Origin of the sequence: Nonomuraea sp. NPDC026600, from assembly GCF_040638335.1 — a bacterium.
Taxonomy (GTDB): Bacteria; Actinomycetota; Actinomycetes; order Streptosporangiales; family Streptosporangiaceae; genus Nonomuraea.
In genome coordinates, this window is the sequence record NZ_JBEZYD010000037.1 from 16,929 (window position 1) to 39,683 (window position 22,755).

23 protein-coding genes, 1 tRNA gene and 1 other RNA gene are annotated in these 22,755 nt (G+C 69.5%); 10 read left to right on the forward strand and 15 right to left on the reverse strand.

What is annotated here, in order from left to right; all coding sequences use genetic code 11:
* Positions 1-280: 280 nt before the first annotated feature.
* The gene (locus tag AB0F17_RS51090) at positions 281-1,690 is read right to left on the reverse strand and encodes a class I SAM-dependent methyltransferase (RefSeq protein WP_358039536.1); all 1,410 of its coding nucleotides are present in this window, start codon (positions 1,688-1,690) and stop codon (positions 281-283) included.
* 137 nt (positions 1,691-1,827) lie between these two features.
* Between AB0F17_RS51090 and AB0F17_RS51095 the strand changes: the two genes are divergently transcribed.
* Complete coding sequence (locus AB0F17_RS51095; protein ID WP_358039539.1) at positions 1,828-2,172, forward strand: hypothetical protein; 345 nt, start codon at positions 1,828-1,830, stop codon at positions 2,170-2,172.
* Here AB0F17_RS51095 and AB0F17_RS51100 read toward each other — a convergent pair.
* Both AB0F17_RS51100 and AB0F17_RS51105 read right to left on the reverse strand, forming a co-directional pair.
* Positions 2,126-2,716 carry a TetR/AcrR family transcriptional regulator gene (locus AB0F17_RS51100; RefSeq protein ID WP_358039542.1) on the reverse strand — a complete coding sequence of 197 codons (591 nt, stop codon included), beginning with the start codon at positions 2,714-2,716 and terminating at the stop codon, positions 2,126-2,128. The two genes, AB0F17_RS51095 and AB0F17_RS51100, sit on opposite strands and share 47 nt — an antisense overlap.
* Positions 2,713-3,225, reverse strand: coding sequence for a GNAT family N-acetyltransferase (locus tag AB0F17_RS51105; RefSeq protein WP_358039545.1), 513 nt, complete (start codon positions 3,223-3,225; stop codon positions 2,713-2,715). Before AB0F17_RS51105 ends, AB0F17_RS51100 begins: the two co-directional genes overlap by 4 nt.
* 60 nt (positions 3,226-3,285) lie before the next feature.
* Between AB0F17_RS51105 and AB0F17_RS51110 the strand changes: the two genes are divergently transcribed.
* Complete coding sequence (locus AB0F17_RS51110) at positions 3,286-3,750, forward strand: helix-turn-helix domain-containing protein (RefSeq protein WP_358039548.1); 465 nt, start codon at positions 3,286-3,288, stop codon at positions 3,748-3,750.
* A 19-nt stretch (positions 3,751-3,769) separates the two neighbouring features.
* Here AB0F17_RS51110 and AB0F17_RS51115 read toward each other — a convergent pair whose 3' ends face one another.
* A complete protein-coding gene (locus AB0F17_RS51115; RefSeq protein WP_358039551.1) occupies positions 3,770-4,417 on the reverse strand; it encodes a VC0807 family protein in 648 nt (215 codons plus the stop codon).
* 165 nt (positions 4,418-4,582) lie between these two features.
* Here AB0F17_RS51115 and AB0F17_RS51120 point away from each other — a divergent pair, with 165 nt between their 5' ends.
* The 3 genes from AB0F17_RS51120 (at position 4,583) to AB0F17_RS51130 (ending at position 7,487) form a co-directional block, all read left to right on the forward strand.
* Positions 4,583-5,368 (forward strand): SURF1 family protein, encoded by a 786-nt coding sequence (locus AB0F17_RS51120; RefSeq protein ID WP_358039554.1) that lies wholly within the window; start codon positions 4,583-4,585, stop codon positions 5,366-5,368.
* A gap of 10 nt (positions 5,369-5,378) precedes the next feature.
* A complete protein-coding gene (locus AB0F17_RS51125) occupies positions 5,379-6,128 on the forward strand; it encodes a tyrosine-protein phosphatase (RefSeq protein ID WP_358039556.1) in 750 nt (249 codons plus the stop codon).
* Positions 6,129-6,290: 162 nt separating this feature from the next.
* Positions 6,291-7,487 (forward strand): amidohydrolase family protein, encoded by a 1,197-nt coding sequence (locus tag AB0F17_RS51130; protein WP_358039559.1) that lies wholly within the window; start codon positions 6,291-6,293, stop codon positions 7,485-7,487.
* On the opposite strand, the gene AB0F17_RS51135 is transcribed toward AB0F17_RS51130, so the two are convergent.
* The 4 genes from AB0F17_RS51135 to AB0F17_RS51150 form a co-directional block, all read right to left on the reverse strand.
* Complete coding sequence (locus AB0F17_RS51135) at positions 7,484-7,840, reverse strand: YkvA family protein (RefSeq protein WP_358039562.1); 357 nt, start codon at positions 7,838-7,840, stop codon at positions 7,484-7,486. The genes AB0F17_RS51130 and AB0F17_RS51135 overlap by 4 nt on opposite strands.
* Positions 7,841-7,904: 64 nt before the next feature.
* Positions 7,905-9,323, reverse strand: coding sequence for an amidase (locus AB0F17_RS51140; protein WP_358039565.1), 1,419 nt, complete (start codon positions 9,321-9,323; stop codon positions 7,905-7,907).
* A gap of 14 nt (positions 9,324-9,337) precedes the next feature.
* Entirely contained in the window at positions 9,338-10,294 is a 957-nt protein-coding gene (locus AB0F17_RS51145; RefSeq protein WP_358039568.1) for an LLM class F420-dependent oxidoreductase, read from the reverse strand.
* Between the two features lie 119 nt (positions 10,295-10,413).
* Positions 10,414-11,082 (reverse strand): TetR family transcriptional regulator, encoded by a 669-nt coding sequence (locus AB0F17_RS51150; protein ID WP_358039571.1) that lies wholly within the window; start codon positions 11,080-11,082, stop codon positions 10,414-10,416.
* A gap of 347 nt (positions 11,083-11,429) precedes the next feature.
* Here AB0F17_RS51150 and AB0F17_RS51155 point away from each other — a divergent pair, with 347 nt between their 5' ends.
* On the forward strand, positions 11,430-12,509 hold the full coding sequence (locus AB0F17_RS51155; protein WP_358039574.1) for a hypothetical protein: 1,080 nt from the start codon (positions 11,430-11,432) through the stop codon (positions 12,507-12,509).
* 269 nt (positions 12,510-12,778) lie between these two features.
* Here AB0F17_RS51155 and AB0F17_RS51160 read toward each other — a convergent pair whose 3' ends face one another.
* The 5 genes from AB0F17_RS51160 to AB0F17_RS51180 all read right to left on the reverse strand — a co-directional run bounded on the left by AB0F17_RS51160 (position 12,779) and on the right by AB0F17_RS51180 (position 16,669).
* On the reverse strand, positions 12,779-13,837 hold the full coding sequence (locus AB0F17_RS51160) for an aspartate-semialdehyde dehydrogenase (protein WP_358039577.1): 1,059 nt from the start codon (positions 13,835-13,837) through the stop codon (positions 12,779-12,781).
* The gene (locus AB0F17_RS51165; RefSeq protein WP_358039580.1) at positions 13,834-15,108 is read right to left on the reverse strand and encodes an aspartate kinase; all 1,275 of its coding nucleotides are present in this window, start codon (positions 15,106-15,108) and stop codon (positions 13,834-13,836) included. Before AB0F17_RS51165 ends, AB0F17_RS51160 begins: the two co-directional genes overlap by 4 nt.
* Positions 15,109-15,192: 84 nt before the next feature.
* Positions 15,193-15,723, reverse strand: coding sequence for a DUF5063 domain-containing protein (locus AB0F17_RS51170; RefSeq protein WP_358039583.1), 531 nt, complete (start codon positions 15,721-15,723; stop codon positions 15,193-15,195).
* Positions 15,716-16,315: a recombination mediator RecR gene (recR, locus tag AB0F17_RS51175; RefSeq protein ID WP_358039586.1), complete on the reverse strand. Its 600-nt coding sequence runs from the start codon at positions 16,313-16,315 to the stop codon at positions 15,716-15,718. The genes AB0F17_RS51170 and recR overlap by 8 nt, the downstream gene beginning before the upstream one ends.
* 3 nt (positions 16,316-16,318) lie before the next feature.
* Positions 16,319-16,669 (reverse strand): YbaB/EbfC family nucleoid-associated protein, encoded by a 351-nt coding sequence (locus AB0F17_RS51180; protein WP_214635096.1) that lies wholly within the window; start codon positions 16,667-16,669, stop codon positions 16,319-16,321.
* Between the two features lie 399 nt (positions 16,670-17,068).
* Here AB0F17_RS51180 and AB0F17_RS51185 point away from each other — a divergent pair, with 399 nt between their 5' ends.
* Positions 17,069-18,367 (forward strand): transcriptional regulator, encoded by a 1,299-nt coding sequence (locus AB0F17_RS51185; protein ID WP_358039589.1) that lies wholly within the window; start codon positions 17,069-17,071, stop codon positions 18,365-18,367.
* A 141-nt stretch (positions 18,368-18,508) separates the two neighbouring features.
* Here AB0F17_RS51185 and AB0F17_RS51190 read toward each other — a convergent pair whose 3' ends face one another.
* Both AB0F17_RS51190 and ffs read right to left on the reverse strand, forming a co-directional pair.
* Entirely contained in the window at positions 18,509-21,265 is a 2,757-nt protein-coding gene (locus AB0F17_RS51190; RefSeq protein ID WP_358039592.1) for a DNA polymerase III subunit gamma and tau, read from the reverse strand.
* A 31-nt stretch (positions 21,266-21,296) separates the two neighbouring features.
* Positions 21,297-21,392: signal recognition particle sRNA small type (ffs, locus tag AB0F17_RS51195), an RNA gene on the reverse strand.
* 105 nt (positions 21,393-21,497) lie between these two features.
* Between ffs and AB0F17_RS51200 the strand changes: the two genes are divergently transcribed.
* From AB0F17_RS51200 to AB0F17_RS51210, 3 genes are all read left to right on the forward strand, one after another.
* Positions 21,498-21,585, forward strand: a tRNA-Ser gene (locus tag AB0F17_RS51200).
* 609 nt (positions 21,586-22,194) lie between these two features.
* On the forward strand, positions 22,195-22,428 hold the full coding sequence (locus AB0F17_RS51205) for a DUF6289 family protein (protein ID WP_358039595.1): 234 nt from the start codon (positions 22,195-22,197) through the stop codon (positions 22,426-22,428).
* Between the two features lie 50 nt (positions 22,429-22,478).
* Positions 22,479-22,724 (forward strand): DUF6289 family protein, encoded by a 246-nt coding sequence (locus AB0F17_RS51210; protein ID WP_358039598.1) that lies wholly within the window; start codon positions 22,479-22,481, stop codon positions 22,722-22,724.
* Positions 22,725-22,755: the final 31 nt, after the last annotated feature.

Here is a 22,755-nt window from a genome sequence, read left to right on the forward strand (position 1 = left end):
CAGCTCGTCGTCCAGACGTGTCATCCACACATGGTTGATCAAGGCTGTCCCTTTGGGAGTCACGGAGCCCCCGTGATCCATACTGTGCCGCGATTGCTAGCCCGGCCGGCCATCTGACCGTCACGCGTCGCTAGGGGGCCCGGTTTTCCGGATGCTCCGCGTAACGGCTAGCCGCCTCACATCGACGACCGGCCGGACCCGACACGAGCCTCGAACCCCCCGGGCCCGTGTCTTGGTGAGAAGCCTCCACCAGCGCGGTCAACATCCGATCAACGGCCGATCAAAGCAGGAAATAACCCTCGGCGATGAGCGGCCGGATCGCGTCGGGGTGCAGGATCTCGCCGTCGCCGACCAGCTCGGCGATGACGTTGAGCAGCGGACCGAGCGCGAGGTCGCCGTCGCAGACGCCCGCCAGGGCCGCCTCGACGGTGCCGACCTCCCTGCTGCGGCGCAGGCCGTCCGTCTGGCGCAGCACGATGCGCATGGGGTCTTCCGCGCCGGGCAGGCCGATGCGCTCGTCCAGCAGGCCCGCCACGGTCCGCAGGTGCGCGGTGTCGAGGAAGCGCACCCGGTGGGCGGTCGCGATGGAGTCGAGCACGCCGTCGACGTAGTCGCCGACGGGCAGCGTGACCTGGTGGGTGAGCTGCTCCACGCGGACCACCGGGTCGAGCGTGCCCGCGTTGCGCATGGTGATCCAGCCGAAGCCGATGCCCCGCACCTTGTGCTCCTCGAACCAGCTCAGCCAGCGGTCGTAGTGCGCGGTGTAGCCGGGGGTGCCCTGCACGGCGGCGTCCCGCAGCCACAGCTCGACGTATTCGGCCGGGTCCTGCACGTCCCGCTGGACCACCCAGGCGTCGCAGCCGGTCTCGCCGAGCCAGCCGCCGACGCGGTCGCGCCAGTCCTCGTGCTCGATGTGCAGCCAGTTGGCCAGGAAGTGGGCCTGGCCGCCGGGATTGAGGAAGCGGGGCGTCTGCCGTACGAGGTCGCGGCAGAACGCGTCGCCGTCGGCGCCCGTTTCGCGATAGGTCAGCTCGCCGCCGGGCGAGATGACGAACGGCGGGTTGGAGACGACGAGGTCGAACAGCTCCCCCTCGACCGGCTCGAACAGGGAGCCGGCACGGGCGTCCACGCCCTCGATCCCGGACAGCCGCCAGCTCAGCCGGGCCAGCTCCAACGCGCGCGGGTTGAGGTCGGTGGCCACGATCTCGTCGACGCGGTCCGCCAGGTGCAGCACCTGCACGCCGCAGCCCGTACCGAGGTCGAGGGCCCGATGGACCGGGCGGCGGGTGACGAGCTGGGCCAAGTTGGCCGAGGCGCCGCCCGCCCCCACCACGTGGTCGGGGCGCAGGGCCGGGTCTCCGGGCCGCACCTTGCGATCGGAGACGACGTAGCCGCCGGTCTCCCAGGGCTGGAGGTGCACGGTGGCCCGTACGCGGTCACCGTCGGCGGCGACCAGGCCCGATTCGCGGGCCTCTTCGAGAACCGCGGCCGGGAACCGCGCGGCCGGGACGGCGACGCCGAGCCACCAGAGCCGGATCAGGGCGGCCAGCGGGTCGTCACCGGTCGTGGCGCGCAGAGCCGGGACCAGCTCCTCACGGGACAGGGCCGACGCCGCCATGGCGCCCAGCCGGTCGCGGACGCCGTCAATCGTGTAGCCGGTCTCGAGGAGGTGATCGCGCAGTCGTTCCACGAGACCATCCTTTCATCGCAGAATCCCGCGCATGATCCGATACCTACAGTAATCATACTGTTACCGAAACATCCAAGCCGTTTGCAAGCGGCGAACGATATCTCTAAGGAGACCCACGTTCGAAGAGGAGCGGATCCATGCAGATCCCTTGCCTGGCCTGCGAGTCCCGTTTCTGGCCCGACGACTACTTCCGCGCCTGCTCCGACTACAACCGCGGGCTCGACCTCGTCTCATGGACCTGCCCCAACTGCGGCAACCGCGACGACCTGCGTGTGCTGCCGGGAGAGCTGGGATTCGGCTACCCCTTCCGGGGCCGGTTCGACGTGCACGCCCGGGTGCGGGTGCCGGGGCTGCGCAGGCAGCGTGGCGACCTGCGGCTGGACATCTCGCTCGACGCTGCCTGCTGGCGGGTGCCGTCCCGGATCAGGGCGGTCTCTATCGCTGGCGCAGGCTCTGCCAGGCGGCCTCACCGAGGCCTTTGATCTCCTCGTCCGTCGGCGTGTGAGCGCCGGCGAACCACAGGCGGCACATCTCCTGCGCCGGTCCGAGCCACAGCACGTAGCACATGGTGGGGTGCACGGCCTGGAGCTGGCCGTTCTTCATGTGCGGCCGCCACCAGTCGGACACCTGACGGAAGAAGGTCCGCCTGGCCTCCGCCACCTCGGCGCCGCCCGGCTCGGTCTTACGCGGCGGGCGCTCGCTGACCAGCAGCCTCGCCCGCTCCGGGTGCTCGCCGGCCCAGCTCATGTGGAGCGCGACGACGGCCTCGATGCCGTCGCGGGCCTCCTGGCGGTCGACCAGTTCGGCGAGGAAGGCCGCCTGGTAGGCGGCCTGGATCTCGGCGTACAGGACGCCGAAGACGTGTTCCTTGCTGGCGAAGTGGTGGTAGAAGCTGCCGACGCTTACACCGCTCTCCTCGCGGAGGCTGGCCAGCGTGGTGGCCGACACCCCGTCCTGGCTGAATCGGCGCAGGGCACCTTCGATGATGCGGGTGCGCCCGTCGCGTCCGTTCTTGGCACTCTTCACACTGTCAATGGTGTAGCACCAGAACGTTGTTCCGCAAATACCGCCGCCTGTTGGATCATAGCGGTCACCGCGACCGACCCGGAAGTCACCTTCATCTGAGCGTCGGGCCAGAGCCTGCGGATCATCCGGAGCACCCGCCTGTTCTCGCCCAGCACGTCCATGCCGACCGTCTTCGCACCCCGCACCGCGGCCCTGAACAACAGCGTGTCGATCAGGTGCGGCCCGAGCCCCTTGCCCTGCCACTCGTCGGCGACCACGACGGCGATCTCGACGTCGGCCACACCGCCCCGGTAGCTCATGGCGTGGCCGATGATCTCACCCTCCAGGGTCATGACCAGGGCGTCCCTGCGCTCGTCCACGGCGAGGAGCACACGCACCAGGCTGGTGGCCGGGGTGCTGAGCCCGGTGAAGAACCGCAGGCTCTGGGTGTGCAGCGACAACCGGATGAGGAAGCGCCGGATCCGCTCGTCGTCGTCGGGGCGGGCGGGCCGGATCTGAGTTCCGAGCATGAACTCAGCTTCCTCTCCTTCCTCTGGGTCTGTCAATTGAACTCAGGTATGATGTGACGCATGAAGTTGGCTTTCCAGGTGAACAACTGCTCCATCGAGCGCACCCTGGACATCGTTGGGGAGAAGTGGACCTTCCTCGTGCTGCGTGAGGCGTTCCGCGGGGTACGCAGATTCGCCGACATGCAGGCGACCACCGGCGCGCCGCGACAGGTGCTCAGCGCGCGGCTGACGCGACTGGTCGACGAGGGCCTGCTGCGCAAGGAGCCCTATCGCGAGCCCGGCCAGCGCCAGCGCGACGAATACCGGCTCACCGAGAAGGGGCTTGACCTCTATCCCCTGCTCGTGGCGCTCATGCACTGGGGCGACAAGTACCTGGCCGACGACGGCCCGCCCGTGGTGCTGACCCACCGCGACTGCGGCGGGCTCATCGAGCAGCACTTCCGCTGCGCCGAGGGACACGAGGTCGCTGGGCCCCGCGAGGTGACGGCCCTGCCGGGCTCAGGCGCCGAACTGAAGACCGCGTAGCCCCCGGGGTCAGTCCAGCTCAGGCGTCGCGCTGGAGGGCGCGCAGGCAGCACCTGAAGTCGATCAGTGTCAGGAGCGCCGCCCCCGACAGCAGCACCGCGACGGCCGTGGTGCGCACGATCAGGTACGTCTGGATCGTCTGGCTGAGCAGCAGCCAGAGGCTGAGCGAGGCGTTGCCGAACTGCGCGAATCCCCACACGAGCGACTGCCTGGCGAAGAAGCGCCGCATCACCGGCCGCTCGACCACGTGCCCCGGCAGCGGCACCAGGTCCTCCGCCACCCGCTGCGCCAGCGGCCTGCGTACCCGCGCCGTCGCCAGGAATCCGGCACTGGCGCAGAAGACGCCCAGAGTCGGCTGCAGGAAGAAGATCACCGCGCTCCCGGACAGCAGGGCCAGCACCGCCCTGACGGTGACCGTGCCCGCGGCCAGCAGCACCGCCCCCGGCACGGCCCTGCGCCTGGCCAGCCGCCAGACCACCCCCGCGTACACCCAGGCCACGGCCACCACGATCCCGCCGGTGATCCCGGAAAGGATCATCCCGATGTAGAAGACGGCGACGGGCAGGATCATGCCCTCGAGCACGCGGGGCACGGCATGGCGCACCAGACGGCCGAACCGGGGCAGCTCGAACGCGGGCGCATCGGACGGCGCGGCAAGCACGGTCATATGGCTTTAGGGGCGCTCTCTGGAGGGGGGAGCTCAGGGGACGAATCCCGACCGTACGCGATGAAGTGGCTTTCGGTAAGAGTTTCGACCAGATTGCGATTAGGTCACTTTCCGGCAGACCGAGCCAGGTGAAGGAGCATCGGCCCGGGTGCCTAGGCTTGAGGGGTGTACCGGTTCCTGCTCACGCCCCGCTGGGTCGCGCTCCACATCGTGGTGCTGCTGGTGATCCCGGCCTTCGTGTTCCTGGGCCGGTGGCAGTTCGGACGGTTCGAGGAGCGGTCGGCCAACAGCTCGCTGGTCACCGCGAACCTGGCGGCCGATCCCGTGCCCCTCGGGAGCCTGGCGAGCCAGGGGGCGAAGGAGCCGGACCGGTTCAGGGCGGTCACGGCGTCGGGGAGCTACGACGCGGCTCACGCGCTGGTGGTGCGCAGGCGGCCCCAGGAGGGGCAGCTCGGCTTCTACGTGCTGACCCCGCTGGTCACCGGTCCGGGTAAGGCCGTGCTCGTCAACCGGGGATGGGTGAAGGCCGGGGCCACCGCCGACGCGCCCCCCGAGGTGCCTCCGCCGCCGACGGGTCAGGTAACTGTCACCGGAAGGCTACGTCTCAGCGAGACCGAGGAGTCGGCCGGGATCAGGGACCGCGCCGGTCTGCCGGCCGGTCAGGTGCTGCTCATCGACACCGGAAAAATAGGCAAGGCGCTCCCGTACCAGCTCGTGAGCGGTTATGTGGACCTGACGAAGCAGCAGCCGGAGGCGGCGGCCGCGCCCGTGCCGGTGCCCGCGCCCGACGTGGGCGCCGGAGGCGGCCTCAACCTCGCGTACGGCGTGCAGTGGTGGCTGTTCATCGGCGTGGCCGTCGGCGGCTGGTTCCTGCTCATCCGGCGCGAAGTGGCCGACAGGAAGGCCGAGGAGGACGCGCCGGTCCAGGAAGTCGGCGCGCCCAGCACTTAAGGTAGATCGGGTGATCCGCCACATAGAGTTCGCCAATATCCACAATTTCCGCGACGTTGGTGGATATCCCACGAGGGACGGGCGGACCGTCCGGTGGCAGCGGCTCTATCGGGCCGACTCCCTCGGCTGGCTGGCGGGAGACGATCTCGTCACGTTCCAGGCCCTCAACGTGCGGACGGTCATCGACCTGCGCCATCCCTTCGAGGTGGAGAAGAACGGCCGGGTGCCCGAGTCCGACGGGCTCGACTACCGCAACCTGCCCATCGAGGGCCGCCGCTGGGACCTCGTCGCCTTCGACGACCGGCTGGACGTCGCGAGATACCTCGCCGACCGCTACCTCGAAGTGACCGAGGACGGCGTGGACAACCTCCGCACGGCCGTCGAGACGATCTCCCGGTCCGGCAGCGCGCCCGTCGTCGTGCACTGCGCGGCGGGCAAGGACCGCACCGGCCTGCTCACCGCGATCATCCTGAGCCTCGTGGGCGTGGCCGACGAGGACATCATCCACGATTACGCGCTGACGGGCCTGGCTACCGAGCGCTTCATCACGAGCTGGCAGCGCCGGAATCCGAACGTCGCCCGATGGCCCGGTTTCGGGGCGGCACCGGCCGAGGCGATGCGGTTGTTCCTCGCCGATCTGACCGCCCGGCACGGCTCGGTCGGAAACTACTGCACCGACGTCCTGCAGGTCGAAGTGGGGATCATTGAGGAACTCCAGAATAGTCTTCTCTCCGCGACTGATCCGATCTCCGCAGGGTAGACGGCATCGGGGTTCGCGGGGCAGCAACCTCGTGAAGCGGACCTCATGGCCCGGGGTCGCCACATCCCCCTCCCGGCGATCCCGGGTCCTCGGGCCGAGTGGATACCCAACGGAGACGTCGCAGCTTGTTCGACGTTATGCGACCGTCGTACGGTTACCTGCGTGACTACGCCGCTGCTTCCCGATCCGGATCCGAGGCGGCGCGACTATGTGATCATCTCCGCCGACGATCACCTGATCGAGCCGCCAGACCTCTTCGAGGGCCGGCTCGCGGAGAAATACGCCGAAGTCGCGCCCAAGGTCGTGGAGACGGAGGGCGGTCACCAAGTCTGGCGCTACGGCGGCGCCACATATCCGTGTGCCGGACTCGACGTGGGCGCCGGCCTGCCACGCGAGCAGTGGACGCTCGACCCGATCAGGTTCGAGCACATGCGTCCCGGCTGCCACGACATCGAGGCCCGCATCGACGACATGGACCTGGCCGGCATCTGGGCGGCGCTCTGCTTCCCCGGCATGCTGGCCGGCCAGGCGGGCATGCCGTTCGCCAGGACCCGCGACCAGGAGCTCGGCCTGGCCCTGGTCAAGGCCTGGAACGACTGGCACATCGACGTCTGGGCGGGCACCTACCCCGAGCGCATGATCGGCCTGCAACTGCCCTGGCTGCCCGACCCCGACCTCGCCGCCAAGGAGATCAGGGCCAACGCGGCCCGTGGCTTCAAGGCCGTGATCTTCCCCGAGTTCCCGACCCGGCTGCGGCTGCCGTCGATCCACAGCGGACACTGGGACCCGTTCTTCGCCGCGTGCGAGGAGACCGGCACCGTCGTCTGCCTGCACACCGGGGGCTCCAGCTGGTCGCCGGTGCCCTCACCCGACACGCCCATCGAGGCGATCACCACGCTGATGCCGACCAGCGCGATGTTCGCCTGCGCCGACTGGCTCTGGTCGGGACTCCCGCTGCGCTTCCCCAACCTGCGCATCCTCATCGTCGAGGGGGGCGTTGCCTGGCTGCCGATGCTGGCCGCGCGGGCCGACTACGCGCTCGACCACCCCGTGGCGGGCGAGGCGCAGTGGGACGGCGGCCTCAAGCCCAGCGAGGTGCTGCGCCGCAACTTCTTCTTCGGCACCCTCGACGACCAGGCCCTGTCGGGAGTACGCCTGGCGGTCGGCCTCGACCACGTGCTGCAGGAGAGCGGCTACCCGCACTCCGACTCGACCTGGCCCGACACCCAGCAGGCGGTGGCCCAGAACCTCGGCACGCTCCCGCCCGCCGACATCGCCAGAGTCGCCTACGGCAACGCGGCCCGGTTGTTCGGCCACCCGCTGCCGTCACGTGCCTGGCTCCGGATGGAGGAGATCTAGCCGTCGAGCTTGCCCTGGACCCTTCCCTGGACGACCTCGCGCTCCCAGTCCACGTAGCGCCCGCTCTCGCCGAGCAGCGAGGAGAGCAGCCAGAGGAAGACCCCGAAGTCGTCCACGACTCCGATGAGCACGAGGAAGTCCGGCACCAGGTCGATCGGCGAGATCATGTAGACCACGCCGAACCCCATCAGCGCCAGCTTGCTCTTGCCCATGCCCGCGTACTGGCCGCGCATCACGGCGCCGATCATCCGCGGGATCGCTCGTAACCTGGCCGTCAAGCCCGGCGTGCCGGGCTTGCTCACTTCGCGATACGTGCGCCAGGCCGCTGCCGCCCGTCCTGCCTTAGCCATCATGTCGCTCTCCTACCCTGGCCTCTCACGACATAACGCGTCATCGTGGGGGCCGAGTTCCCGGCGATCAGCGTACGGCGGCGTGCTCGAACGGCCGGGCGGCCTCGATCTGCGACGCGATCCTGACCAACAGGTCCTCCCGCCCGGCCGCGGCCACCAGCTGGACGCCCACCGGCAGACCCGCCGCGGTCCTGTGCAGCGGCAGCGAGATCGAGGGCTGACCCGTCGCGTTGACCGGCGCGGTGTAGGCCACGGCGTGCGCGGTCCTGCCGAACGCGGTGCTCAGGTCGTCCGGCGGGATCCACCCGAGCGGGAACGGCTCGACGCCGAGAGACGGCATCAGCAGCAGGTCGTACCCGGATCTCCACCACGCGGCCATCCGCCTGCGGAAGCCGTCGATCCACTGGGTGGCCAGGATGTGGTCGGCGGCGCTGTGCCCGCGCCCGGCGCCGACCATGGCGGCGTTGCGCGGCTCCAGCTCGTCCAGCTCGACCGGTTTGCCACGCCAGACGCCGACGTTCTCGATCTCCGCGGCCAGGTTGTCCGACACGATCGCGCCGAAGCGGGCGGGGAAGCCGGGGTCGCCGAGCGCATCGGGACAGCCGGGGGCCACATCGTGGCCGAGCGCCTCCAGGAGGGCGGCGGCCATGTCGACCGCCTCGGTCAGCTCAGGTGCCACCGGCACGTCGCCTCTGGGGTGCGTGGAGACGAAGCCGACGCGCAGCCGTCCCGGGTCCGCGCCGACCTCCTCGGCGAGCGGCCTCGGCAGGCCTGGGGCGTCGTAGGGGTCACCCTGCACGTAGCCGGACACGAGGTCGAGCGCCGCCGCGGTGTCGCGCACGCTCCTGCTGACGAATCCCTGGCACGAGAAGCCGCTCCACCCCTCTCCGGCCGCCGGTCCCACACTGGAGCGCCCGCGCGTCGGTTTGAGCCCCACCAGCCCGCACAGGGACGCCGGGATGCGGATCGAGCCGCCGCCGTCACTGGCCGTGGCGAGCGCGACCATCCCGGCCGCGACCGCCGCCGCCGACCCGCCGCTCGACCCGCCCGCGGAGTAGGCCGAGTCGTAGGGGTTCCGCGTGGGGCCGAACGCGACGGGCTCGGTGGTGATCGTGCTGCCGAACTCAGGGGTGTTGGTACGCCCCAGCACCACGAACCCCGCGGCCCGCAGCCTGGCCGTGCCGTTCCCGTCCTCATTGACCACGACGCCGTCGAGCGTCCGCGAACCCGCGCTGTACGGCTCGCCCGCCTGGGGCCAGCCCAGGTCCTTCAGCAGGATCGGCACGCCGCGGAAGGGCGCGTCGGCCGGGATGGCGTCGAGCTCGGCCAGCGCCCGCTCGAACCTCGGGCGGATCACCGCGTTCAGCTCGCCGTCGTGCGCCTCGATCTTGGCGATCGCCGCCTCGACCAGCTCGCGCGGGGACACCCGCCCGTCGCGGACGGCGCCGGCCTGCTCGGTCGCGTCCCATTTCAGTACGTCGTCCACCGCATCCTCCTGAGTCAGGCCGTGGGGGCCAGATCGCGGACTGCCTGCGTGATGGTCACCTCGCCGCCCGGGATGGGCGCTAGCACGGGTGTGTCGAGGCCGTTGTCCACGTACTCCTGGATCCTGGCCCGGCAGGTCGCCGCGTCGCCGTGGATGACCAGCGCGTCGACCACCTCGTCCGGGATCGACTTGAGCGCGGCCTGCCGGTCGCCGGCCGCCCACGCCTCGTGCATCGGCCGCAGCACCTCGCCCCGGCCGAGCCAGTCGTGGAAGGCGGCGTAGGCGGGCACGGTGAGATAGGCGGCGAGCATCCAGCGGGCCAGCGCGCGTACCTTGTCGGTGTCCTCGCTCACGCAGACGAACAGCCGGGCGATCAGCTCGGTGTCGCCGATCTCGGCCCGCACCTTCCGCACGTCGTCGGGCGAGAGCCAGTTGGTGATCGCGCCGTCCGCCTCCTCGGCGGCCAGGTGCAGCATCCGGGGCCGCAGCGCCGCCAGCACGACCTTCGGCGCGATCTTCGGCGCCCGCTCCAGCTTGAACCCCTTGATCTCGAACGTCTCGTACCGCTCCGACACCTTCTCGCCCGTCAGCGCCGCCTTGAGGAAACGCAGGGTGTCACGGGTACGCGCGTACGGCTTGGCGAACTCGACGGCGTTCCAGCGCTCCACGATCGCCGGGGAGGAGGAGCCGATGCCGAGCACGAACCGGCCGGGCGCCAGGTCGGCCAGCGTGGCGGCCTGCATCGCGAGCAGCGCCGGCCCACGCGTGAACACGGGCACGATGGCGCTGCCGAGCCGGACCCCCGGCGCCCACTGCGCGGCCATGGCCAGCGGCACGAACCCGTCGACACCGTTGACCTCGGCCGACCACGCGTCGGTGTAGCCGAGAGCGGGCAACTCCGCGATCAGCTCCTGCGAGTCCGCCAGTGAACGGTCGTTGAACGGGATCGTCATGCCCCAGTTCTGAGTCATCGCGGCCTCCAGCATGCCCCTCGCGGGCGTCGGTGTCGGGCGTCGGTCGGGCGTCAACAGGGCGACCATACCAACCGGGCGGTATGTCATCGCCGCCCTGCTGTTCCGGACTGCGCGCGTCAGGCGCGCAGCTCGTGGACCGCCGCGATGAAGTCCTTCGTGATCCCCCGCAGCCCCGGCAGGTGCGACAGGCCGACGAGCCGGTCCACCAGCGGGACCGTCACGTCGATCAGGCGATGGGTACGGACGCAGCCGGGAGAGGTGTCGTGCACCCAGAACAGCACCATGCCCATCGACAGCAGCCACAGCAGCTCCGGCAGCTCTTCGCGCAGCTCGGAGTTCATGCGGTCGCGCGCCCCCTCGACCACCTGCCGATAGATCGCGATCGACGCCTCACGGGCCGGCGAGGACTGGGCGCTGAACGGGCTCAGCGGGTTGGTGGGCTCGGCGGCATGCTTGAAGAACTTCACCGCGAACTCGTGATACGGCTCCGAGACCCGCACCCACTCCCGCAGCACCCCACTCAGCCTGGCGGCGAACGACGACTCCGTGGCCAGCAGGTCGCGGCAGGCCGTCTCGTGCTCGGCCTGGGCACGGTCGTAGTAGGCCTGTATCAACGCCTCCTTGCCCTCGAAGTAGTAGTAGGCGTTACCGACGGATACACCGGCCTCGGCCGCGATGGCCCGCATCGTCGTCGCATCGAAGCCGCGCTCCCGGAACAGCCGCAAAGCCGTCTCGACGATGACTTCCCGGGTGCTCTCCGGTCCTCGGTTTCGGGCTTCGGACACGTTCGTCACTTTACGTGGTAGTAGTGCGCTAGGTCAGGAAGGATCACGGTGATCCCCACCTCACGGCAAAAATCCCGGTGCGACAGGGGTTAGCTCGTGCGAACCATGGGATTGATGTTTCTGGCGGAAGGGCTATTCCGCGAAAAGGCATCGACATGTGGATACGTGGAACAGTACGGCTACTAGCGGTCGTATTCCTCAACATTGAGATCTCCATAATCGCGCTGGCGTCGGCCGCTTCCGCCGCGTCGCAAGCACCCGACAGGGGGCAGCGGCAGACACCATCACCGATCACTCGGTCCTACCACATCGGGGGGACGATCGAGGCGCGCCGCTGGCACCCTTCGGTGGATCCGGCCGATTTCGGCCCGAAATCCGCCCTGAACGACGGGGGCCCCTCCGCCCACGGCCAGAAGTCCGTCGGACGCGACCCCGACACGACCGCGCGCCGCCCGGCGACGGCCGGCCGCGGCTCGCGGCCGACCGTACGCGACCCCGAACCGATCGCGTTCGGCCCCGTCACGCACAAGGACGGCCCGGCGACGGCCGCGAACGCACCGGAGACGGCTGCGAACACGCCTGAGACGACCGTGAACGTGCCGGAGACGACTGTGAACGCGCCAGAGACGCCCGTACGCGGCTCGGAGGCTGCCCTTCGTGACCGGGACGCAACGAACCCGCCGACGGAGTCACAGGGCCTCGCGCTCGCCGCTCAGCGACCCGACACACCGGCCGAGCCGCTCACAGCCGCGGCGAAGCCCCGGACCGCCGTGCGGTTCTCCGGCATCACCGCCAGGCGAAAACTCGACCCCGAAACCATGCGAAAACCCGGAAACACCACCACACGCAAGACCGATACGGCCACCACACGCAAGGCCGATACGGCTACCCCGCGAAAGGCCGATACGGCCACCTCACGGAAGCCGGGCACGGCCACCTCACGGAAGCTCGCCACCGCCGTCGGCAAGCCCCAGCGGAGCACCCAGAGAACCGCCGGGGTGGACCTCACCCGCGTCAAGCCGAGGGCCGCGACCGTGCACATGTCCCACGCACTCGCCGCCGACTGGCTCCGGGACGAGGGCCTGCGTACGAAGTCCTCAGGCCACTGCACGAACCGGAACTTGTTCCACTGCACGTCCCTGGAAGACGTCCGCACCTCGACCATCACGCGGGTCATCGAGCTCAAGCGCCAGAGCAGCTGCCCCATCATGGTCACCGGCGGCACGGAAACGGGCCACGCCCCGGGCCGCTTCAGCCACGGCAAGGGCTACAAGCTCGACATCACTCACAACTCATGCATCGACCGATACATAACCAAAAAGCACGAAAAATCCGGTACGCGCGGCGACGGCGCCGCCCTCTACCGATCACCCACAGGCACGGTCTTCGCCGACGAGATAGACCACTGGGACATCCTGTTCCGGTAACAGGGCCGACGGCCTCAGCCGCTTACCAGGTGGCCAACGAACCGGCCACGACACCGGCCGGCGTCCGCGGCGTAACGGCGGCGCGTCCGCCCACCTGGTAAGCGTCCCCCTGGACAGACGTCCGCCCATGTCGGCGGATGGCGGCCCACCATGCCGTGCCGTAAAAAAAGAGTTCTCAAAGAACGGAACCACGCACCCGCCCGTGGCGAAGAAAGCAGCGACGCGCCGCACGGGAACGTGCGACGCGCCGCGTACAGAGCTCCGGACGGCTACAGCTCGGTGGCCACCAGCTCGGCGATCTCGGCGGCGTTCAGCGCCGCCCCCTTGCGCAGGTTGTCGCCGCACACGAACAGATCCAGCGTGTTCGGGAAGTCCATCGCCTGCCGGACCCGCCCGACGTACGTCGGGTCGGTGCCCACGACATCCACCGGCATCGGGTACACCCCGTTGGCCGGGTCGTCCATCAGCACCACCGTCGGCGCCGCCTCCAGCACCCGGTGCGCGTCCGCCACCGTGATCTCACGCTCGAACCGCGCGTGCACCGCCAGCGAATGCGTGGTGATCACCGGCACCCGGACGCAGGTCGCGGAGACCTTCAGGTCGGGGATGCCGAGGATCTTGCGCGACTCGTTGCGCAGCTTGAGCTCCTCGGACGCCCAGCCACCCTCCTTGTACGAGCCCGCCCACGGCACCACGTTGAACGCGACCGGCGCCGGGAACGGCGACTCCTCGGGCAGCCTGTTGGCCAGCACCTTGCGCACGTCGCCCGCGACCTGGCCGATCGACCGGTCACCGGCCAGCGCCTCGACCTCGTCGTACAGCCGCGCGGAACCCGCCACGCCCGCGCCGGAAACCGCCTGGTAGGAGGCGACGACGAGCTCCTTGAGCGTGTATTCGGCGTGCAGCGCGCCGATGGCCGCCATCATCGACAGCGTGGTGCAGTTGGGCGTCGAGATGATGTTGCGCGGCCGCCGGCGGGCGTCGAGCGGGTTGACCTCCGGCACGACCAGCGGGACGTCGGGCTCCATGCGGAACGTGCCCGACTTGTCGATCGCGATGGCGCCACGCTCGGCCGCGATCGGCACCCACACGGCCGACACCTCGTCGGGCACGTCGAAGATGGCGATGTCGATGCCGTCGAACACCTCGGGCGCCAGCGCCTGCACCACGACGTCCTCGCCGCGCACCTTGAGCAGCTTGCCCGCCGAGCGCGGGGAGGCGACGAGGCGTACTTCGCCCCAGATGTCGGCGCGGGTGGAGACCAGGTCGCGCATGACGGTGCCGACGGCCCCGGTCGCGCCGATCAACGCCAGATTGGGCCTGCTCATCGTCCTGAACCTCCGTACACCACTGCTGAGACCTGGTCGGCGTCGAGATCGAAGGCACGGTGGGCGGCCGCCACGGCCGCGTCGACACCGTCCTGCTCGACGATCACCGAGATGCGGATCTCCGAGGTGGAGATCATCTCGATGTTGACCCCCGCGTCGGCGAGGGCCGCGAAGAACGTCGCCGTGACGCCCGGGTGCGAGCGCATGCCCGCCCCGATCAGCGACACCTTCCCGATCTGGTCGTCGAAGAGCAGCGACTCGTAGGCGATGTCGCCCTGGATCCTCTTCAACGCCGTCAGCGCCGTCGAGCTGTCGGTCGTGGGCAGCGTGAAGGAGATGTCGGTGCGACCCGTGGCCGCGGCCGAGACGTTCTGCACGATCATGTCAATGTTGATCCCGGCGTCCGCCAGAGTTTTGAAGATCGCGGCAGCCTCGCCGACCTTGTCGGGCACCCCGACAACGGTGATCTTGGCCTCGCTCCGGTCGTGCGCGACGCCGGAGATGATCGGCTGCTCCATCTCGGTTCCTTCGGTGTAAGGATCGAAAACGACCCAGGTGCCTTCTTTGGTGCTGAACGAACTGCGTACGTGGATCGGCACATTGAAGCGCCGAGCGTACTCGACGCAGCGCAGGTGCAGGATCTTCGCACCGCAGGCGGCCATCTCCATCATCTCGTCATAGGAGATCTTGGGGATCTGCTGCGCCGCGCGCACGATGCGGGGGTCGGCGGTGAAGATGCCGTCGACATCGGTGTAGATCTCGCAGACATCCGCGTCCAGCGCGGCGGCCAGCGCCACGGCGGTCGTGTCGGAGCCGCCGCGGCCCAGCGTGGTGATGTCCTTGGTGTCCTGCGAGACGCCCTGGAACCCGGCCACGATCGCGATGTGACCCCGGTCGAGCGCCTCACGGATGCGGCTCGGCGTCACGTCGATGATGCGCGCCTTGCCGTGCGTGGAGTCGGTGATCACACCCGCCTGCGAGCCGGTGAACGAGCGGGCCTCGTGCCCCAGGTTGGCGATCGCCATCGCCAGCAGGGCCATCGAGATGCGCTCGCCGGAGGTCAGCAGCATGTCGAGCTCGCGGCCCGGAGGCAGCGGCGACACCTGCTCCGCCAGATCGAGCAGCTCGTCCGTCGTGTCGCCCATCGCGGAAACGATCACGACCACGTCGTTGCCGGCTTTTTTCGTCGCCACGATCCGCTGCGCGACCCGCTTGATGCAGGACGCGTCGGCGACGGATGAACCACCGTACTTTTGCACAACGAGGGCCACGAGAGTCTCCCGGTTCGGACTGTGAGCTGCCAGTCTACTGGGGGCCTCTCATGGGCCTAATGGTTCATACCACTATGTGGACAATCACACCGTCGTGGTTTCCTCCGCCACGTCGAGCCGCGAGTGGGCCGCCAGCGCCTGAAGTGCGCGCATGGCCGCGCCCGCGTGGTTGCCCCAAGTGTTGAAGTAGGAGTATTGCCACCACCACAACGCCTCGTGCGGCCGCCCCGCCTGGAAATGGCGCAGACCGTGGATGATGTCGGCCGCGACCGCCGTCAGGTCGTCGGAGAGCCGGTACGGCGTGACGCCCGTGTCCTTGTACGGGTCGAACACCTCGGCGTAGTCGTCGACCGCCTCCAGCAACTCCGACAACGCGGTGCGCACGCCGTCGATGTCGGGATCAGCGCTCAGCGGCGGTTCGTAGTTGCCCGAGAGGATCACATCCTCGTTGGCGCCGAGCTTGGCGCCCGCCAGGCTCACCTGCGCCACCTCGACCAGCAACAGCGACCAGATGGCGTCACCGCCCTCGCCGCCGGCGACCCTGGTCAGGCCGTCCAAATAGTTCTGCGCGTGGCCGGCTATCTCCTCCGCCAGCGCGCTCCACTGGTCAGACATCCAGCAGCCTCCGTCCTTCGAATGCGCGGCCCAAGGTCACCTCGTCGGCGTACTCGAGGTCACCGCCCACAGGCAGACCGCTGGCCAGTCGTGTCACTTTCAGACCCATCGGCTTGACCAGACGGGCAAGGTAGGTAGCCGTCGCCTCCCCCTCGAGATTGGGGTCCGTGGCGAGGATGAGCTCCGTGATCCGGCCGTCGGCCAGGCGCGTCATGAGGTCACGGATGCGCAGATCGTCGGGGCCGATGCCGTCGATCGGGCTGATCGCGCCGCCGAGCACGTGATAGGTCCCGCGGAACTCGCGCGTCTTCTCGATCGCGACGACGTCCTTCGACTCCTCGACCACGCAGATCACATGAGTGTCCCGGCGCGGATCGCGGCAGATGCGGCACTCCTCCTCGGCCGCCACGTTGCCGCACACCCGGCAGAACCTGACCTTCTCCTTGACCTCCAGCAGCGCGTGGGCCAGCCGCTTCACATCGGCCGGGTCGGCCGCCAGCAGGTGGAACGCGATCCGCTGCGCGCTCTTGGGACCGACGCCGGGCAGCATGCCGAGCTCATCGATCAGGTTCTGGACGACCCCTTCGTACATGGCCTAGAACCCTGGCAACTGTCCGAGGCCGCCGCCGCCGAGCCCCTGGGCCAGCGGGCCCAGTTTCTCCTGCTGCAGGTCGGCCGCCGCGCGCACCGCGTCGCGTACCGCGGCGATCACCAGGTCGGCGATCGTGTCGGCCGTGTCCTGCGGGTCGTCGGCGTCGATCACGCTTGGGTCGATCTTCAGTTCGAGCAGCTCTCCCGAGCCGTTGACAACGGCCGTGACCATGCCGCCGCCGGCCGAGCCCTCGATCTGCGCGTCGTTGAGCTCCTGCTGGGCGCTCACAAGCTGCTGCTGCATGAGCTGTGCCTGCTCCAGCAGCTGCTGCAGGTTGACATCCCCTGGGTTCACCGTCGTGCGCTCCTCGTGGCTCCGCGTTCTTGACTGCCACGAGCCTACGGTGTTTGGGCCTCGTCATGTACTGGAGGGATGCCCGTGTTTCGCCTTGGCCGGATCCCGGCCCCCCTCCAGTGTCCGAGACCCGGCCAACACGCCGACCGGAGCGGCCGCACCACGCCGACGCGTTGCCGCACGCTAGCCGCGGCAACGTTGCACACACGTTGCGATCATTCAATCACCCTTTGCAATCCCCCTTTGCAATCCCACCGAACGGGTTGCGCCCGCCAACCTCGAAGCGGATGCTCACCGTAAGTAATTGACTACTTGGAGTGTCCGATGCGTCGCGCACATCTAGCCGCGTACTCCCGCCGGTCTCGCGGGGCGCACGAAACAGCGGTTACGGAGGAGGCCGTGCCCGAGGAAGCACGCGGACTGCCCCCTGCCTCCTGGCAGGGGTCCACAGGCGCGGGGACCGCCCTCCCTCGTGAGGTCCCGGACAGCCCCGACACACCCGAGCCACACCCGTTGCAGCCGCTGCTCCCCTTACTCGCCCACATAGCCGACGAATCCGCCCATGTCGTGGTCGTGACGGACGCCGAGGGCAGGGTCCTGGGGCGTGACGGCAACCCTGACGCGACCCGCGCCCCCGACCGGACCGGCCTCCCCGACACGAACGGCAGCCTGACCACCGCACCGGCGACCCGCCCGCCGGTGCGGGTCTACTCGGAAGAACAGCTCATGCGCATGCTGCACGTCCAGTCGCGCAGCGCCGCCCCGATCATCGACCCCGACACCGACCAGGTGCTCGGCTGCGTCGACATCACCGATCCGGCGCGCTCTCCCCACCCAGCCGCGGTCGCGCTGGTCTGCGCCACCGCCAAGCTCGCCGAGACCCAGCTCGCCCTGCGCATGCACGAACGCGACGAGCGCCTGCGCCGCCGCTACGAGGCGCTGGGCGGCCGCCCCGGCATCCTGCTCTCGCCGACGGGCCGCGTCATCTCCGGAGACCCGCTGGGCACGCTCGGCGAACGGGTCCCGCTGCCCGCCCCCGGCGAGCGCATGATCCTACGCGACGGCCGGTTCGTCCTCCTCGAACCCTTCTCCGACGGCTACCTCCTGCGCGCCGCGCCCCCGCCATCCGCCCCCGCCCGCCTCCGTCTCCACGGCTTCCTCGGCGACGGATCGCCGACGGCTCTGGTGGGCGAGCGCCACCTGCCCCTCTCCCTCCGGCACACGGAGATCCTCGCCCTCCTGGCACTCCACCCCACCGGCCTCACCGCCGAACAACTCTCTTTCCACCTGTACGGCGACGACGGCAATCCAGGGACGATCCGGGTCGAGATCCACCGCCTCCGCGCCGAGCTCGGCGACACGATCGGCGCCCGCCCGTACCGCCTGACCGCACCCATCGAGGCCGACTTCCTGGAGCTCCGACACCTCCTGTCGAGCTCGGACCCCGCGTCACTGGCGCGCGCCTACACCGGCCCCCTGCTGCCCCGCTCGGAATCCCCCGAGATCCGCCGCGAACGGGACGAACTTGAGGTCCAGGTACGCACATGCCTGCTGCTGCGCGGCTCACCCGACGATCTGTGGGCGTACGCGCAGACCTCCGGGGGACGAGAGGACTTCGAGATCCTGCAGCATCTCACCACCGACCTCCCCGCCACCGACCACCGCGCCGCCGTCGCCCGCGCCCGCCTACGCGCCTGACGCCATCCAGCCGACTTCCCCAACGGCTCCTCACACGCCAAGCACGGGGACGCTCCTGCCCTCGGATCCTCGCACGACCCAGCGCGGAGGGGGCCGTGATCGGTGCCGCCTATCAGGCGTGGTCGGTGTGGTCAGGTGTGGTCAGATCTCGCCGATCACCTGGGCGCCGAGCTGGCTCTGGAGGAGTGCCATGCCGGACAGCTCGTTCACGTCCGCGTCGGCGTCGTTCAGCGGGTCGACCTCGTCGGCCTCCGGGCCCTTCCGGCGTTCCGGGACCGCGTCCGGCCAGGCGGCGGAGCCTCCCTGACGGGGCGCGGGGGCTCTGGGACCCGCTTGGGCGGCTGCCTTCGCGGCCGACCTCGCGGCGGCCAGACCTGTCCCGGCCGAGCCACCCCCGACCGGAGGAGTTCCACCGGGCGCGCCCGAGCCGGCGCGCCCCTGGGGCCGGACCCCGGAAGTCGATTGAGTGGGGTCCGGGGAGGGCGGAGAGCCCGGGCTCGGGTCGTCAGGGGCGTCCGGCCAGGACTCGTCCGTCGTCGGACGGCCACCGCCCTGGGCCGCGTGGTCGGCGGGTCCGGGGGGTTGGCTCGCCTCCTGGGAGCCGGAATCGTCGTCCGACGAGCCATGCGAACGAGTGCGGCCGTGCCCCGACGAGGGCTGCCCACTCTGGGCGGCGCTCTGTGGGGCCGCGCCGGAGCCTGGCTGGTTGTACCGGGAAGCGCCCGACGGATCCTGCTGACCTGCGTGCGAGCCCGGCTGAGGACCCGAGTGAGATCCGGGCTGAGGACCTGAGTGAGAGCCCGGCTGAGGACCCGGGTGAGAGCCCGGCCGCGGGCCGCCGGAGCCCTGAGGGACCGGGGAACCGCCTACGACCGCCTCGACCCGCCAGGTGCCGCCGAACACGTCGCCCAGCGCGCTGGCCACCACGGCGTCCTTGCCGCCACCGGTGAAGTTCTTCATCGCGCCGACCTGGCCGAAGCCGAGCGTGACCAGGTTGCCCTCGATGCCGACCACCTGGGCGTTGGTGCTCACGTTGGCCCAGACGACGATGCTGCGCTGCTTGAGCGCGGCCAGCACAGCGGGCCACTGCTGCTGAACCGCCCCGGCACCACCCGCTGCGGCCCCACCGCCACCATGAGCCGCGCCCTCTTGAGCCTGGGACCCCTGCCCATAGGACCCCTGACCGTGGGACGACTGGCCTGGGGACGACTGGCCTGGGGACGACTGGCCTGGGGACGACTGGCCTGGGGACGACTGGCCTGGGGACGACGCTCCCTGAGACCCGGCGGCATGCGACGACGGCGCCTGGGACCCGGCACCATGCGACGCCGTGCCCTGAGACCCGGCGGCTGACTGCGCGGGCCGACCGGGACGTGCCGGCTCCGGCCAGTCGTCGGCACTGCCCGCCTGGGCACCCGCGCTCGTGGAAGCACCACCCGCCCCCGGACCGTCGGCCTGCGCGCCTGCCCCGACCTGCGGGCCACCGGCAGGCGCGGCACCGTCAACATTCGTGGCACCGCCGGCGTACGCGGCACTCCCCGCCTGCGGGGCGCCACTCGCGTATCCGGCACTACCGGGATGCCCGGCACCACCGGCCTGCGCGGCGCCTGCCGCGTAGGAGCCCCCGGCCACGTGCGAAGCACCACCCGCCGCCCCCGGTTGCGGCATGGACGCCGCCGGCGAACCGGAGTCAGCCGCCGTGCGGACCGTACCCGCGGCTCGGGCGGCCATCTGGGCGACGGCGCCGCCGCGTTCGAGACGTTCGAGGCGGGCGAGCAGGGCGTCCTCGCCCTGCGAGGCGCCGGGCAGCAGGACGCGGGCGCACATCAATTCGAGCAGGAGCCGCGGCGAGGTCGCGCCGCGCATCTCGGTGAGGCCGCTGTTGAAGATCTCGGCGGCCCGCGTGAGCTCGGCCGGCCCCATCGAGCCTGCCTGCTGGACGAGGCGATCCAGCTCGTCGGCCGGGCGGTCGAGCAGGCCGCTGGTGGCCGCCTCGGGGACGTTCGCCAGGATCACCAGGTCGCGGAAGCGTTCGAGCAGGTCGGCGGCGAACCGCCGGGGATCGTGGCCACCCTCGATCACCCGGTTGACGGTGTGGAAGATCTGCGCCCCGTCACGGGTGGCGAACGCGTGGACGACCTCGTCGAGCAGGTCGCCGTCGGTGTAGCCGAGCAGCGAGACGGCCTTGGCGTAGGTGATGCCGTCTTCCTCGGCCCCCGCGAGCAGCTGGTCGAGGATGGACAGCGAGTCACGCGCGGATCCGGCGCCGGCGCGTACGACGAGCGGGAGGGCGGTCGGCTCGAACGGCGCGTTCTCCGCGAGGAGAATCTCTTCGAGCAGCGCACGCAGCGTCGCGGGCGGCATCAGCCGGAATGGATAGTGGTGGGTACGCGACTTGATGGTGCCGATGACCTTTTCCGGCTCGGTAGTCGCGAAAATGAACTTCAGGTGCGACGGAGGCTCCTCGACGAGCTTGAGCAGCGCGTTGAAACCCTCTCGGGTCACCATGTGCGCCTCGTCGATGATGTAGATCTTGAAGCGCGCGGAGACGGGCGCGAAGAAGGCGCGTTCGCGCAGGTCACGCGCGTCGTCCACACCACCGTGAGAGGCGGCGTCGATCTCGATGACGTCCAGGTGGCCCGGACCGGTGGGGGCGAGCGCGACACACGACTCGCAGACGCCGCACGGATCCGGGGTGGGGCCCTTCTCGCAGTTGAGCGAACGCGCCAGGATGCGGGCGCTGGAGGTCTTGCCGCAGCCGCGGGGCCCGCTGAACAGGTAGGCGTGGTTGATACGGCCCGTACGCAGTGCCTGTCGGAGCGGATCGGTGACGTGCTCCTGACCCTTGACCTCAGCGAAGGTCCCAGGTCGGTACCTGCGATAAAGCGCAAGGCTCATGCGACCATCCCGCCTGCGAGGGGGTTCTCAACGAAGAGACCCCCCGCACACCCGCCAGAGCCCGCTTATCCTTGCTGCCTTCCGGCCCTGGGGAGGTTCACAGGATGACGCCGCGCGAGGGGTCCTTGGACAGTCTAGCCACATCCGGCAGTGCTCGCTGCAGCTGAACCGAGGCCTCGCCACACGTAAATCGTGGTCTCGGCACCTACCGGAGTCCGGTAAGCTACTCGGCGGAGGATTCGCCTAGTGGCCGAGGGCGCACGCTTGGAAAGCGTGTAAGGGGCAACCCTTCAGGAGTTCAAATCTCCTATCCTCCGCCAGCCCAGAAGGGGTGTGCCGTGATCACGGCACACCCCTTCCTGGCGTTCGGGCCGCAGTTGACGCCCGCCTGGGCACGCCGAGCCTCGCACAGGGCTGCCAGACCTCCCCGCTTGATCCGCGCGACCCGGCAGCAGGCCAGAACCTGACGCAGGTGCCGAGCCTTGGTCCGGCCGCGCACAGCTCCATGAGCGAGATTTCCGCCCCGCATTCCGCCGCGAATTTCAGCATGAATACCTATGCAACCCCTGTATCCCTGCCGCATATCTCTGGAAAATTCTTCTGAGCTCCACGACCGGCTGGCGACCTTATCCGATCCGTAGATCAAAAACCGGCTTGAGGTGCGTCCGAATTATCGGGACAGCGCAGGTACGACGGCACTAGCAGCGGACATAACACCAGGCGAGCGCCCCGATACGCATCATCAATGGTCCGATAATAACAACACGCCATAACGCGTTCCGCGAATGCACCAGTCTTTCTACAGATCGTCATACATGTTAGTAAGTATTGCGTTTCATGCGGACGGGACAGATCATTTTGATCATGGGTTGGGTCGCCTCCTGTCAGGAGGGATTCCCACACCGTTTCGTGCTCAGGAAGGACGATTCATGATCCGTCGCGCACTGGTCGCCGCAGCCGTGGCCGCCGCTGCCCTCGTCGCCCTCCCCACCGCCCCCGCGCAGGCCCAAGCCTGCCCGATCAACTACCACTGCATCACCACGTACTACTCCGACTCCGCCCACACCACCGAGATCGGCTTGAGGGACGAAGCCTGCGACGGCACGTTGTACGTCTGGGGCACACGCAGCATCTATGTGGACCTCTACTGGAGCCCCTGCTGAGCGAACACCGGCCAGCTCCACGTCGTCTTCGTGCTCAGGAAGGACCGTTCATGATCCGTCGCGTACTGGCCGCCACAGCCCTGGCCGCCGCCGCGCTCGCTGTCGTACCGACCACCGCGCAAGCCGGCACGCAGGGTTACAACTGCCGGCCAAACTACAGGTGCCTCACCACGTACTACTCCGACGCCGCCCACACCGACGTGGTCGGAGAAAAAGGCGAAGGCTGCGACGGTTCGTCCGAGATCTGGGGCGACGTCACCCGCTACACCACCTTGGACGTGAGCTACTGCGGCTGAGCGAAGGCATCCGGCGGGGTGGCGCACCGGC

Bases quoted from the DNA above. Each gene is read 5' to 3' on its own strand.
- AB0F17_RS51160 (WP_358039577.1), bottom strand. From the start codon at position 13,837: ATGAGCAGGCCCAATCTGGCGTTGATCGGCGCGACCGGGGCCGTCGGC.
- AB0F17_RS51135 (WP_358039562.1), bottom strand. From the start codon at position 7,840: ATGATGGCTAAGGCAGGACGGGCGGCAGCGGCCTGGCGCACGTATCGC.
- AB0F17_RS51095 (WP_358039539.1), top strand. From the start codon at position 1,828: ATGCAGATCCCTTGCCTGGCCTGCGAGTCCCGTTTCTGGCCCGACGAC.
- AB0F17_RS51190 (WP_358039592.1), bottom strand. From the start codon at position 21,265: ATGAGCCTTGCGCTTTATCGCAGGTACCGACCTGGGACCTTCGCTGAG.
- AB0F17_RS51115 (WP_358039551.1), bottom strand. From the start codon at position 4,417: ATGACCGTGCTTGCCGCGCCGTCCGATGCGCCCGCGTTCGAGCTGCCC.
- recR (WP_358039586.1), bottom strand. From the start codon at position 16,315: ATGTACGAAGGGGTCGTCCAGAACCTGATCGATGAGCTCGGCATGCTG.
- AB0F17_RS51210 (WP_358039598.1), top strand. From the start codon at position 22,479: ATGATCCGTCGCGTACTGGCCGCCACAGCCCTGGCCGCCGCCGCGCTC.
- AB0F17_RS51110 (WP_358039548.1), top strand. From the start codon at position 3,286: ATGAAGTTGGCTTTCCAGGTGAACAACTGCTCCATCGAGCGCACCCTG.
- AB0F17_RS51145 (WP_358039568.1), bottom strand. From the start codon at position 10,294: ATGACTCAGAACTGGGGCATGACGATCCCGTTCAACGACCGTTCACTG.
- AB0F17_RS51105 (WP_358039545.1), bottom strand. From the start codon at position 3,225: ATGCTCGGAACTCAGATCCGGCCCGCCCGCCCCGACGACGACGAGCGG.
- AB0F17_RS51170 (WP_358039583.1), bottom strand. From the start codon at position 15,723: ATGTCTGACCAGTGGAGCGCGCTGGCGGAGGAGATAGCCGGCCACGCG.
- AB0F17_RS51205 (WP_358039595.1), top strand. From the start codon at position 22,195: ATGATCCGTCGCGCACTGGTCGCCGCAGCCGTGGCCGCCGCTGCCCTC.